General features: G+C 61.9%; 14 protein-coding genes. 5 read left to right on the top strand and 9 right to left on the bottom strand.

Translation table 11 applies throughout. The features are described 5' to 3' along the window. Together ACFOM8_RS21460 and ACFOM8_RS21465 are read right to left on the bottom strand one after the other, a co-directional pair. Window positions 1-1,227: ParB/RepB/Spo0J family partition protein (locus ACFOM8_RS21460; RefSeq protein ID WP_377764427.1), on the bottom strand; the 1,227-nt coding region annotated here is incomplete at its 3' end. Between the two features lie 265 nt (window positions 1,228-1,492). Then, the gene (locus ACFOM8_RS21465; protein WP_377764428.1) at window positions 1,493-1,987 is read right to left on the bottom strand and encodes a DUF3768 domain-containing protein; all 495 of its coding nucleotides are present in this window, start codon (window positions 1,985-1,987) and stop codon (window positions 1,493-1,495) included. A gap of 492 nt (window positions 1,988-2,479) precedes the next feature. Between ACFOM8_RS21465 and ACFOM8_RS21470 the strand changes: the two genes are divergently transcribed. After that, window positions 2,480-2,905: a GFA family protein gene (locus ACFOM8_RS21470; protein ID WP_377764430.1), complete on the top strand. Its 426-nt coding sequence runs from the start codon at window positions 2,480-2,482 to the stop codon at window positions 2,903-2,905. 275 nt (window positions 2,906-3,180) lie between these two features. On the opposite strand, the gene ACFOM8_RS21475 is transcribed toward ACFOM8_RS21470, so the two are convergent. Further along, window positions 3,181-3,366 carry a hypothetical protein gene (locus ACFOM8_RS21475; RefSeq protein ID WP_377764432.1) on the bottom strand — a complete coding sequence of 62 codons (186 nt, stop codon included), beginning with the start codon at window positions 3,364-3,366 and terminating at the stop codon, window positions 3,181-3,183. Between the two features lie 45 nt (window positions 3,367-3,411). Next, window positions 3,412-4,530, bottom strand: a complete 1,119-nt coding sequence (locus ACFOM8_RS21480; RefSeq protein WP_377764433.1) for a YihY/virulence factor BrkB family protein — start codon at window positions 4,528-4,530, stop codon at window positions 3,412-3,414. Window positions 4,531-4,702: 172 nt separating this feature from the next. Between ACFOM8_RS21480 and ACFOM8_RS21485 the strand changes: the two genes are divergently transcribed. From ACFOM8_RS21485 to ACFOM8_RS21495, 3 genes are read left to right on the top strand one after another with little or no spacing between them, the layout of a single operon-like run. Continuing rightward, entirely contained in the window at window positions 4,703-5,668 is a 966-nt protein-coding gene (locus ACFOM8_RS21485; RefSeq protein WP_377764434.1) for a hypothetical protein, read from the top strand. Then, window positions 5,661-6,092, top strand: a complete 432-nt coding sequence (locus ACFOM8_RS21490; protein WP_377764435.1) for a phage holin family protein — start codon at window positions 5,661-5,663, stop codon at window positions 6,090-6,092. The genes ACFOM8_RS21485 and ACFOM8_RS21490 overlap by 8 nt, the downstream gene beginning before the upstream one ends. Then, window positions 6,082-7,116 carry a DUF3618 domain-containing protein gene (locus ACFOM8_RS21495; protein ID WP_377764436.1) on the top strand — a complete coding sequence of 345 codons (1,035 nt, stop codon included), beginning with the start codon at window positions 6,082-6,084 and terminating at the stop codon, window positions 7,114-7,116. Before ACFOM8_RS21490 ends, ACFOM8_RS21495 begins: the two co-directional genes overlap by 11 nt. A 697-nt stretch (window positions 7,117-7,813) precedes the next feature. On the opposite strand, the gene ACFOM8_RS21500 is transcribed toward ACFOM8_RS21495, so the two are convergent. Further along, complete coding sequence (locus tag ACFOM8_RS21500) at window positions 7,814-8,281, bottom strand: helix-turn-helix domain-containing protein (RefSeq protein WP_377764437.1); 468 nt, start codon at window positions 8,279-8,281, stop codon at window positions 7,814-7,816. Window positions 8,282-8,523: 242 nt separating this feature from the next. On the opposite strand from ACFOM8_RS21500, the gene ACFOM8_RS21505 reads away from it, so the two are divergent. Beyond that, a complete protein-coding gene (locus ACFOM8_RS21505) occupies window positions 8,524-8,979 on the top strand; it encodes a bleomycin resistance protein (RefSeq protein WP_377764438.1) in 456 nt (151 codons plus the stop codon). Here ACFOM8_RS21505 and ACFOM8_RS21510 read toward each other — a convergent pair. The 4 genes from ACFOM8_RS21510 to ACFOM8_RS21525 form a co-directional block, all read right to left on the bottom strand. Further along, the gene (locus ACFOM8_RS21510) at window positions 8,976-10,268 is read right to left on the bottom strand and encodes a Y-family DNA polymerase (protein WP_377764439.1); all 1,293 of its coding nucleotides are present in this window, start codon (window positions 10,266-10,268) and stop codon (window positions 8,976-8,978) included. The genes ACFOM8_RS21505 and ACFOM8_RS21510 overlap by 4 nt on opposite strands. Before the next feature lie 4 nt (window positions 10,269-10,272). Continuing rightward, window positions 10,273-10,707: a LexA family protein gene (locus ACFOM8_RS21515; RefSeq protein ID WP_377764440.1), complete on the bottom strand. Its 435-nt coding sequence runs from the start codon at window positions 10,705-10,707 to the stop codon at window positions 10,273-10,275. Window positions 10,708-10,880: 173 nt separating this feature from the next. Next, complete coding sequence (locus ACFOM8_RS21520; protein ID WP_377764441.1) at window positions 10,881-11,627, bottom strand: hypothetical protein; 747 nt, start codon at window positions 11,625-11,627, stop codon at window positions 10,881-10,883. Further along, on the bottom strand, window positions 11,624-12,619 hold a 996-nt coding region (locus tag ACFOM8_RS21525; RefSeq protein ID WP_449301515.1), incomplete at its 5' end, for a hypothetical protein. The genes ACFOM8_RS21525 and ACFOM8_RS21520, both read right to left, overlap by 4 nt.

Below are 12,619 nucleotides of genomic sequence, written 5' to 3' on the forward strand. Positions count from 1 at the left end.
CTCGACCAGTGCGCCGGAATAGGGCGACTTTGGCGCGGGCGCGGCATCGCCGCCGTCCGCATGGGCGGCATGGCCGGCGAGAGTCCCGGCCTCGATGGCTGCGGCCCGGTCCTCGGTCCGCACCCACGGGCCGCTCAACTGCACGGTCCCGCTGTGGCTGACATAGACATAGTAGCCCGCCACGGCGCGTTGCGCGTCGGTGAAGTCGCCCTTGATGATCGCGTCCAGAGCCTCAAGTTCGGCTTGCCCGGCCTCGTCCAAGGCGTCGGCGTTCGCCAGTTCGGCCAGTTCGTCATACCGCTCGGCCTGTTCCTCCGTCAGATCACCCTCGACCGGATAAAGGCGGGCCAGCTTCTCGGTGACGGAATATGAGACATATTCGTCGGCCATGACCTCGGCCCATTTCCAGCCTGCCGCCAGCTTCCCGGCCTCGGCGTTCAGCCGCTCGGTGAACAGGTCCTGCAACAGGTCGGCATCGTGCAGCGCCACGGTGTCGCTGAACAGGTCACGGGTCAGACTGCCGCCTGCGGCCTCGTAGGCGTCCAGTCCGACAAAGTGGGCGCGGCGGTCGGTGGCGCTGACGGCTGCGGGCTGCAACGCCTGCTTGATGCGGTGTTCCGACACGTCGCGGCCCTTCACCTCGGCCAGAACGGTCAGGGTCAAAGCCTCGTCCTGCGACAGGGTAAAGGCTTTCGCCATGCCAAGGCTGATGGTGCCCTCTTTCAGCGCGTCCAGAACCGGGGCGGGCAGGGCGGCTAGGGCGAGGCGGCGATACACATGGGCCTCGGTCTTTCCGAAGCTGCGGGCGATGGCCGACACGTCCGCGCCTGCCTCCTTCATCCGGCCATAGGCGCGGATTTCGTCGGCGGGGGCCAGATCCTCCCGCGCCGCGTTCTCGGCACTGGCCCATGCGCGGGCGGTGGCCTCATCAGACGCGATCCGAACCGGGATGGAGGCCAGTTCCGGGTGGCGCTCAGACACGGTGGCGTCACGCTCGACGGCGCGGGCGATGGCGCGCAGCCTGCGGCCTCCGGCGACAATGCCCACGCGGCCCTCGCCATCGAGGATGCCGGACAGGTTCTGGATCAGGCCAATGGTGGCAAGGCTGTCGGCCAAGAGGTCGATCCCCTCCGGGTCGGCGTCCTGACGCGGGTTCAGATCGGACACGTAGAGTTGGGCCAGCGGAAAATACTGGATGGAAGCCGGGGCGATGGTTTCGCGTTTCATGGGAATGATCCTTTTGCGACGGATGGTTTGTTGCTATGGGTGCCCTGCCCTCATGGCCGTGGGGGCAGGGCGGGCTTTTTCAAAGTGCGCCGTGCTGGATCAGGAAGCGGCGGCCGATACCGAAGGTGTCGCCCTTCCTGACAAGCGCCCACGCTTCTGCGAGGCGGCGCTGCAAGGTTTCACTGCTCATGAGTTCACCCCCTTTCAGGCTGACTGTGCGGGACGGTTCGGCCTGCTGACGGAGCCACAGCAGGCCGATTGCGGGTCAGTGTTCGGACGGCAGGTAAAGCGTCAGAACACGGCGCGTCTGCTCGGGGTCGGAGGGGGTTTCAGCGCCGAAGTGATAGGCGGTGTCGTAAAGGTCGATCTTCCAGAAGATCGCGGTGCCATGCGCCTCGACGCGGCCAAAAGAATGATCCTCGTAAGGGTCGTTGTCCTCGGTCCAGTCCGTGAAGGTGATAACCGCGTTCATCAGCGCGGCCTGGGTGCGCTCGGGAATGGCGAGGAAGCCCGGCGTGGCGACGGTGCGGCCTTTCAGATGCTGGCCGCGCCAAAGGGCCGCAAAGCCCAGGGCGCGACGGAAAGCATCGTTCTGTTCCGCGATCATAACCCGCAGCATCTGGTCGCGGGCCTGCTCGGCGGGGTTGCAGATCGGGCAAAGGCCGGGGCCTGCATCCTCGGACTCGTAGTGATCCCGGCAGGACGCGCAGCGAAAAACGCCAGTGTTCGTGTCTGCCGGGGCGGCATTGAGATGTGCCATTTGTGGCTCTCCTTTAGCGACGGGGCGGCCGGGTCTTCTGCCCGTTCCGCCGATGGGCGAGCCTTCCTGATCTGCTATCTCGAAAGGCCCATGCCTTTCGGAAAGCAGAGCGGGGAGGGCGCAGCCCTGCCCGTGGCCCCGGCCGAGACTGTCAAGGGGTCGGGAAGGCGGGGTGGTGCGGCCCGCAGCCCGGCAACGGGCGAGGACACGGCCCGCCTGGACGACGACGCCCAAAGGGCGGCGCTTGCCCCTTGACCGGCTCGGGCGGGGATGCGTGGCGGACAGGAAAACAAAAAGGCTGCGGACGGGGGGTGAGCGGGCGAAAGCCCGTCGATCCCCCGGAACGACAAAAGATCATCGTGGCCCGCGCCGCGCGCGGGCCTCTCGGTATCTTTGTAAGGTCGAACCTCCCCAGCCGGCGCTTGAGCTGGGTTCATGCTATCGACGCGAAGAGCCCAAAGCAGCTATTGTGGCAATGGGAGGTGACCACAGATGAATGACCTGCGACAACAGCATAGCGCCGCCTGTCATTGCGGTTCTGTGCAGTTCAAGGTTCGACTGACGGATGAGTTCAACACGATCCGTCGCTGTTCATGTTCGTTTTGTCGGATGCGTGGTGCCATTGCTGTTTCGGCACAGCTCTCAGACATCGAGTTTATCAAAGGCGAGGATAATCTGGCGTTATATCAGTTCAATACTGGGACCGCGAAGCATTATTTTTGCAGAACTTGTGGGATCTACACCCATCATCAGAGGCGCTCCAACCCAAATCAGTTTGGCGTCAACGTCGCCTGCATAGAGGGTGTCAGTCCGTTCGATTTCCGTGAAGTCATGGTTATGGACGGCATTTCTCACCCCTCGGACTCTGGTAGCAGACCTAAGGTTGCGGGGATTCTACGGTTCAGTCCGACTGAATAGCCGTTGCAGTGACCAGCCGCTTTGTCCGCGTCGCTGCCTTCCGTCTCTAGGAAGGCAGCGGAGCTAAGAGCCTGTTGCCGTCACTCAAAGCCGTGCTATGTTCGCGTTGTGCTTGATCCGAATGGAAATGCTTCATGGCTGCACTTGCTCGTAGGGCGAGCCGTGCATACTTATAAGCGCATCCTGCGGCTTCATTGGGATTCCTATGGAAAACCCGGGGACATAAATAATTGGCTCCTGAGCTTTGCAGTGGCTGGAGCGTTCCTGCTGATCTCTTATCTGGTTTTTTCCTGAACGTCCGGTTTGAGCCCTTTCCCGACGCTCGTCGGCCTTGCAGCGAATGCAGCCGCAGCAAAAGGAGTCAGCTCAAGCCGTCTGTCGTCCGGACCAGAGAATGGCAGCGCGAATTTTTCAAAGCGGCCATTCACATACTCCGCAGCATTTTGACCGGTTTTGCTCATCCGAAGCAACAGGGTATGTCGACGAAGCGAACAACCAAGTCCTCATCAACGATTTCGTCGCAGCAACTTCCAAGCGGCACTCCCCACCAGAAGCATTGCCATGGACAGGTCGGCTGTCGGTGAGGAGGGGACAGCGCCACTTCTGGCACTCTGACCATGATCTTGCCTGCCTTGGCTTCGGCCGGACAAGCTGCGGGTACCGGGCGGGGGCGTGTCGGCCTTGACTGCGTCACGCTGCCCCATGGGCAGAGGCGCGCCACTTGTTGTGTCTCTTTCCGTCTGCTGCTCGGTCTCGGCGTTCAACTCGGCACCGGCAAGGATCACGAAAGCCGACAGCCACATCCAAGTCAGAAGCACGATGACACCTCCAAGGGCGCCATACGTCTCGGTATAGCTGCCGAAGTTCCGGACATAGATCGAGAAGCCGACGGTGCCGACAATCCACAACGTTGTCGCAAGGACTGCCCCCACGCTGATCCACCGCCATTTCGGTTCTGCGCGGGAAGGGCCGAAACGATAAAGCGCGGCAAGTCCCAGCATCGCCAGCGCTGCCATCAGTGGCCAGCGCAACAGGCTGAACGCGGTCTCCAGCGCCGATGGCAAGTTCCCGAGGGCAATCAGTGATGGGAGCAGGACCATCAGCGCGATGCCTGCCACAGTGCCGAGGATTGCGCAGGTCGTGATCGCCAGCGCCGTCAGGTACAGCTTGACCATGCCGCGTGTCTCCTCCTCGTCATAGGCAATGTTCAGCCCCTCTATCAGGGTCAGCACGCCCTTCATTGCGCCGTAAAGCGCCACCGCCAATCCGAACAGTGCGACAAAGCCCGTTCCGGACTGGCTGCCGCCAACAACTTTCGTGACTTGATCCTGCAGGATGGATGAGGCTTCCTCGGGCAACAGCCGCACAACCGTCTCCAACTGGTCCGCTATGTCTGCCGGATCAAGAACCAGCCCTGCGATCGAAACCAGGGCTGCGATGGCGGGAAAGATGGATAGCAGCGCATAAAAGGCAATGCCGGCCGACACGACCGAGATGTGGTCACAGGAGATCTCGTCCTTGACCCGCCACAGGATCTGCTTCCAACCGGCGGCCGGAATGCGGGCAGGCGTCTCCGCGCTTCTGCCGGAACTGTTGCGGGAAACGCTGCGATCATGTCGTGACATGGCGTGTTCCTTCGCTGCCGGTGCGGCGCTGCAGAGGGAGCGTATCTGCAAACGCCGGGAAAACACATTGCCTTGCTGCGGTGGAACGCGTGGGAAGCAGTTGTTGGTTCCATGGGTTGTCTGGCCAAGCCGCAGCGGGAACATTCGCGAAACTGCGTCGTTGTGACCATTCATGATGGAGATTTGGACGCCGCATCACGGCGACAACGTCTCAGACATCGGGAGGATTCCTATGAGTTCAGATGATCATCATGCTTCGGCAGGAAACGACAAGTCCACCTTGGGTAGTCTCAAGGAACAGGCGGGCGAGAATGTCAGCCAGGTTGCCGATACCCTGAAGCAAGAGGCTGCACGACGCGAGGAAGGCATCCGAGGCAGCCTTTCCAAGCAGGCGGACCAACTGGCCTCGGCCTTGCGATCCGCCAAATCCGAAATCGATCCGGACTCCAGCATCGGCAGGATTTTCGATTATGCCGCCGACAGCGTCGGCAGCCTGGCGCAGAGCATGAAATCCACGGACACGACCGATATCGTTCACGGCATCCGTGACTTTGCACGCGAACGTCCTGGCGCATTCCTTGGCATCTGTGCCTTGGGAGGCTTTGCGGCCGCACGCTTCCTGCTGGCCAGTGCCCCCGAAGACCGGCGACAAGGCGCCGGCAGCCGCGGCGGCTCAGGCTATGCGGGCAATTCCTCGGGCTCCGGCTATAGGGGCAATACGCGCTCTTACGGGACAATGAGCGGCTCGGGCAGCCAGGCACGCACCATGACCGGCAGCATGTCGGGTAGCGGGCTTGGGACGGGACAGGCGGGCATGGACCCCGGCGGAACCGGCGGTCCCGGCACCACCACTGGATTTGGAACATCCAGCACCAGCATGGCGGGCAGCGTGTCCGGAACCGGCTCATCCGGCACAAGCACGGGCGGCACCGGATCTGGGACCACCCCGTCACGCAGCAGCATCGGCGGCACGACGCCTGCCACGGGAACGTCCAGGGGCGGCAGTGGCGCGGGCAGCGAGGTTGGCGGCGATCTTTCGGGCCAGTCCACGGACCAGGGCAGCGCCGGTAGGACCTCGCAGAGCCAGACCTCTCGCGACGCATCCGCTCCCGGCGGGCATGGAGGCCGACATGAGTGACTACTCGACCAATAATGGGCGCATGGACGATCCCGCCCGGCCGAATAACCCTGCGTCGCTGGCCTCCGAAGCGATCCGCCTGTCGGGCGACCTCGTTCGCAAGGAGATCGCCCTGGCCAAGGCTGAGGTCAGCCAGAACATCCAGCGGGCCGGTGTCGCTATCGGCTTTGTCGCTGCTGCAGCGGTGATCGCCATCGTCACCATCAATGTGCTTGTCGCTGCGTTGGTCGCCGCGCTTGCCGAGACCCAGCTCGGCCCGATCTGGAGTGCGGTGATCGTCGGCGTCGTGCTGGCGCTGCTTGCCTATATCCTGCTGCGCAAGGGCATGAACGATCTGAAGCCCGAAGCGCTGATGCCGTCTCGCACTGTCCAGAATGTGCAGCGCGACGCGCAGACCATCAAGGGGGCCTACAATGACAAATGAGGCAGACAATCCCGAACGCATTGAGCGTGAGATCGAACAGGATCGGGACGCACTTCGCCGCACGCTGAACGACCTGCAGGATGAATTGTCGCTGGACGGCTTTACCCGCCGCCTGACTGACAAGTTCCGGGAGAACGGGTCGGAATGGGCCAACGCGGCCAGCGACGCGGCGCGTTCGAACCCGGTGGCGCTTGCGCTGACAGGAGTGGGGCTGGCCTGGCTGATCTTCGGTCGCGGCTATGATCCCACACATCGGGCGATGGATTACCGTCCCCATCGCCGGAGCAGCAACTGGGACAGGACGTCAGAGCCTTATCATGTCAGCCCCACCGGCACCGACGCCGACGGCACGGGCAATATCGGCATCCAACCGGCGCCTTCCTCTGAACGCGGGGGGTCGAGTTCGACCGGATCCTGGCACGGTTCGGACAGGGGTTCGGGTGGCAGTTCCGGACTGGGCAGCATGACCAAGGGGCTGCGCCAGAAGGCCCACGACTGGAAGGATCGCATCAGCGACGGCACCAGCAGCCTTCATGACCGGCTGAGCGAGGGAACCGAAGGCTTCAGTGAAGAAGCCCGGCGCCGCGTCTATGACGCCCGCCGCCGTGCGGTCGAGGCCCGGGACACCGCAGCACGCCGCCTTCGTGAAAGCAGCCGCACTGTCTCGAAGGGCTATGACAGCGAACCCCTGTTCTTCGGCGCAGCCGCCGCCGCTATCGGCGCCGGCCTCGCGTGCCTGCTGCCGCGGACCCGGCAAGAGGACGAGTTACTCGGCAGCTATAGTGATCAATTGTTCCATGAGGCCGAGAGCATCTTCGAGGAAGAAAAAGCTAAAGTTCAGAGTGCGGTATCAGCAGGCATCGAGGAGGCAAAGTCGGCAGCTGCACAGGTGACTGCGGCCGCGCAGAAGGAACTTGGACACAGCACGACCGAAAGTCATAGCGGCGACTCCGGCCAAAGCTCACGCACTGATCCAAGCTCTGCATCCGACGGCCAATCCGATCGCCTCGGATCTTCATCCTGATCCTAAGGCCATAGCTTGCGTTATGCCACGATCAAGAATGCGCTGCGGGAGAAGCACGCTCTCGCGGCGCAAGCTGCTGCCTTTAGCTTGGCTTTACAATGCCGACTGTGTTTCGGCACTGCAATGAACGGCCGCTAACCGGAGTTTCTGCGGCTGTCCTGCCAACCGCAACTGTCGGCTTGCCGCCGCCCTCGGCTGCAGTCGATGGGGTTCAGGGTCCGTCAATGCAGCCGCAGCGAATGACCGGAAGGTCCGCATCACTGACGCTCACGGCCCGCGTCAGCGGTCCCGCCCGAAGGGACGAGATGGGCAGGGCAGCGCGACCAGGACCGGCGGGCGAGGGACTGGCTCGGGACGAGACAGGCATCCGCACGCCGCAGCCGGGAGCATCGCCCTGACCAGCTCGGGTGGAGGCCGGCTTGCCGCCCGGAACCGGGGACGCGACCCGAAGGGGGACGCCCTGTCTATCCGAGGAACAGGGCCGAAACCTGCATCAGCAGACCAAGGGCCGCGGTCCAGATGAACAAAGCCCCCAGGCCGCTTCCGCCTGACTGTTCACCCTTCTTCGATCCATCTTCGCTCGGCACGGTCGCACCTCCGCAGCAGGGACATCCCCCGCCGAGGTAGCTGTCTCGTCCGCAGGAAGCGCAATCAAATCCCATTATCTACCACCTTTACAAATCGTCTCTGGACGGCTTCAAGACGCCAGCAAGTATTTCGAGTCCTGCACCAGCTTTGGCACTTCATCCGCAGGTTTGGTGTTCTTCTCCAAGGCCAGTTCAAGAGCCCGACGCGCGATCGCCAGGATTGTCTTGGGCTGCTGCGGCAACCCTTCGCGTTCCAGACATTCGAATGCGGCAAGCACCGCCTGCTCATAGAGATCAACCTGGCCTTCCAACTTGCCGGTGATAAGCCAGTGAAAATCCCGACCTGACACACGCGCCGCAGTTCTCAAGACACTCACAGGCGCCTCCCGCGTCGCCTTCTCATAATGATGATAAGACCTCGATGACACACCAAGCGCCTCCGCAAACTGCGCCTGACTCAGACCGCTATCTTTCCGGCAAGTCTTCAGCCGCTCCCCTATTCCCGAAACTTCATTGTCGATCATCGCCTGCTCATGCTGCGCATCGGTGACTAACCCTGGATGGCTCATCATACGCATAAATGTGCGAATTATCGCCCGAAATCGCTAAATCATATGCAGATTTATGCAGTTCAACACCAACAATGGCTTGGTGGGCCATGGACGGCGCGGCCGACAGGCCGCGCTGATCCTTTTCCTTACTCCGGGATGGCCTTGATCCTGGCGAACAGCCAGGATCTCCGCTTGCCCTAAGCTGGGCTGGCACAGGCGCGCGTTCCGAGGGTATGGCAAGCCAACAAAACAGCAAAGCAGTTGGAAGCATGGAAAACGCGGTTGTTCCCGAACTTGCCGTAACCGACTGGCAGGCCAGCAAGCGGTTCTATTGTGACCGGCTTGGTTTTGAGTGCGTCTATGAGCGGCCAGAAGAAGGGTTTTGCTACCTTCGCCGGCAGGAGCCGCATCTGCTTCCAGAAGTGCGGCAATATCACAAGGTCGAGCTGATGCTGGATCAGATTGGCTTGGGTCGCACCTTTGATAACGGCACCGGACCTTGGCAGCGTCCGCTTGGTCGAGGCATGAACCTCCAAATCCGCATCCTCAACTTGTTACCTTTGCATCTGAAACTGACCGCAGCAAAGATACCGCTGTTTCTGGATTTGGAAGAAAAATGGTATCGCACAGGGGACGGCGAAACCGGCGTTCTGCAGTTCGTGGTTGCCGATCCCGATGGCTACCTACTCAGGTTCTATGAACCGCTGCCGCCGCGCAGGGGCTAAACCCGGACGGTCGGCAATTCGCTGATCCTGGTGGTGTAGCGGGGCGAGCGGTGATCGGCGCGCAGGCGCCATTCACCGGCGAAGCCCTCGCGCGCCAGCACCATCGTCTTTTTGCCGAAACGGTCGTTGATCGCATCGAGCGCGTCCGTCAGGCGCGCGTCGCGCGGCCGGACAGGCTGGAACAGCATGGCTGGCCGGTCGGCCTCGGGCAGCAGGTCATCGAGGATAACGCCCGCCTTGGTGTAGCCGCAGCCATTACCGGACGGATCGCCGCGCCAGCCTCGGCGCGCGGCGGAGACGGCGGCGTCCACCAGGTCGAAGGTGTGGTTGGACATGGGCCGCAGCCGCACGCTGCGCGAAGCGGAGTGCTGCGGGCGGTCCGGCTTGTGCGGGTTGGTGTGGAAAAACACGGTCAGCGTCCCCGCGACAAGGCCGTGCTGGCGCAGCTTCTCGGCCGCGCGGGTGGCGTGGGCGGTGACGGCCTGCGCCAGAACATCGAATGTCGTCATGGGCGTGCCCGAGGATCGGGTCACGGCCATGCCCTTTCTCTGCGGCGGCACATCCTCGAAGTCGATGCAGGCGATGCCGCGCAGCTCCGCCACCAGCCGTTCGAGAACAACCGTGCCGATCTTGCGGGACAGCGCCATTGGCAGGTCGCGCAGCGCAGCCGCGGTTCTGACGCCTTGGGCGATCAGCTTGGCCTCGGTCGCCGGGCCTACGCCCCATATCTCCCCAATGGGAATGCGGTCCATCACATAGTCCCGGACCTGGGGGTTCATCAGATTGCAGACGCCCCCGAAGATCGGGTTCTTCTTGGCCGCATAGTTTGCCAGCTTGGCGAGGGTCTTGGTGGGCGCGATGCCAACGCAGGTCGGGATGCCCACTTGCGTCCGCACCGCCTGGCGCATCCGGGCCGCGTGCGCCTCCATCCGCTCACCAAAGCCGGACAGGTCAACGAATGTCTCGTCGATCGAATACACGTCCAGGCGCGGCGAGTAGCCGTGCAGGACTTGGGTCACGCGCGCAGAAAGATCCCCATAAAGCGTATAGTTGGAGGACAGCGCCTTTACGCCATGCCGCTCCATGAAGTCGCGCATCTTGAAGGCGGGCGCCCCCATCTTGATCCCGAGCGCCTTCGCCTCGTCAGACCGCGCCACGGCGCAGCCGTCATTGTTGGACAGCACGATCACGGGGATGCCGTGAAGCTTCGTGTCGAACAGCCGTTCGCAGGACACATAGAAGTTGTTGCAGTCGATCAGGGCTATCGGCTTGTCGGACGCCTCAAGCATGGCCCTATTCGACGGGCAGGCGGCGCACGACGCCCGCCACCACGCCCCATATCTCGGTCGTCTCGGTCACGGGAATGGTCTGGTAGCCGTCGCTGCGGGCGCGCGGGTCCAGGAACCACCGGCCGTTGCGCTTGGCGAGCTTCTTCACGGTGATCTGCCCATCGACCACGGCCAGGACGATGCGCCCGCTGTGCCGCCGCCCGGCCCGATCCACGGCGATCAGATCCCCGTCCAGGATACCCTCGGCTTCCAGGCTGTCGCCCGAAACGCGCCACCAGAAGGTCGCGTGTTCATGGCGGACAACCCACTTGAAGGGATCAACCGTGTCCTCCAGGTCATCGGCCGCAGGCGAGGGAAAACCGGCTGGCACCCGGACGGCGGCCAGCGGCATGTCGCGGTCGATCAGCGTGACGCTGAGAGGATGAAGATCAAGTGACATGGCCCAGAACAATCCGTGAACTTATGGCATAGTTCCTGCACCCCCCTGGTCGTCAAGGCTTAGGAGCCATGCCGGGTCAGAAACTTAGGCATGAGGAGCCAGTGTCTTGGTGGACCAGGACACGATGAGCAGAATGTTTTGAAAATTTACTGTCAGAATAGGCCAGAAGCTACTTAGGCCGCGGCTTGCACTTCCTCGGACGGGTAGAGGGTAGCAAGCGCCTCGTGGAGCGCATGAATGGCAGTGTAGCCAACCTCATCCGAAAGCCCGCGAATATCATATTCGCGACAGAAGGCGATGTCGCTGGCAGACATATAGAACTGCTTTACCAAGACTTCCTCAATCTGCTGATCATCATCGGTATATTCGCGCACCTCAGGATCCTGCGAGGCAACCAGAAAAGATTGATAGCCCTCGCCGATGGCCGGGGCACTATGGCTCTGGATTTCCTCGACCGTGCGCAGCACATCGCGCACCTTGCGGGCCAACTCGTCTTCCGAGTTGAAGAAGATGTTGCCATTAGCATGCGCAGTGTCGTTGCGTTCATCCACCAGCTTGGCATAGGTGCCGATTTTGGCGTTGTCGCACTGGATCAGTTTCAGGAACCGCAACACCGACCGCTCGCTGACGGCGCTGAACACGAATGGCGACGATGCCGACATCAGGTTCTTTTCAACATCCTTGCTGAACCCGACCATCGCCGTTTCGAACGGACCCGGGCGGATCAGCCGGATCTGCCAGATGTTGAAATAGACAAAGCTCATTACCAGCATGTGATAGGCAAGGAAGGCGAACTGGTATTTGCCGTGCTCGACATTGGTATCAAACGCCTCCCAGAGGAACCGGACATAGTCGCGCTCCTTGGGCGTACGATAGGACATCGGCAGATAGGTTTCCAGCCGGGCGGCCTCCTCGATCATGCGGCGCCCTCCGCCTTGGCCTCGCCCCAGACGCGGGCGATGGCGGCGTCGATCTTTTTCTCGAAGCGGTCGATCAGGTCGCGGTTGCCGTTGACGAGGGCTTGCTCGGCTTCGATTTCGGTGACGATGGCCTGTTGCACATCCAACTCCGGGAACCTAATCGGGTATTCCTTGAGTTTCGAGAAATGGCGACGATATCCGTCTTGCGCCAGCGGGTAGGCTTGCAGGTAGAGCGCAAGATACTTGGGCAAGAGGGCTTGGCGGGTTCGAAGTATCTTGATGCCATCGGCCCCCTGCGCGAAGGGGCGATCAACGAACTTCACCGCACAGGTATGGTCACCGAAGACAACAAGGCCGTCTTGTGGATCAATTGCGGCGGCGGATTGGTTTGTCCATCCAGCAATGTAATCCTGCGATTGGTCGATGATCGGGATTTCACCCGTCGTTGCATATTCCGATGTTTGCAGTTTGAGCGGTGGAGTCACCGTGTCCACAAGGTTCTGCAATTCGTTGGTTTGCCATTCTGGATCAACCGGAATGTGGGGGCGGTAGTTGTCGAGGACGGCGCGGGCACCGTCGATGACGCGCTGATAGCCCTCAACTTCAGCCACAATCTCGCGCTGCACCTCAAGCCTCGGGAGGGGAATGCGGATTTCGGCGACGGCCTTCGGGTTGGCTCGTGATAGTGAGCCGCCGACACCGGTGACGGTTTGCATAAATTGCGCGTGGAAGAAATCTGAAATCAGCACACGAGCCAAATATTCGGGGACGAAGTCGTCGCCACGGAAAACAATCCATTCACCTGATGCGATCTGCCGCTCCGCGTTCCGCGACGGGGCAACAACCCAAGTTCTGCGGATGTGCGGAACAATCCGCGATAATAGAACGTCATTCGGCTGAACACCCTTCTTCGCAGAGCTATGGCTGAAAATGGGTGATGGGGCCTGAGAAGGCGGCGTATCGTGGCGGGTGTGTGAGCCTGCCAGAACCTC

It is taken from the genome of Paracoccus angustae (assembly GCF_042648745.1).
In the GTDB taxonomy this organism is placed as follows: domain Bacteria; phylum Pseudomonadota; class Alphaproteobacteria; order Rhodobacterales; family Rhodobacteraceae; genus Paracoccus; species Paracoccus angustae.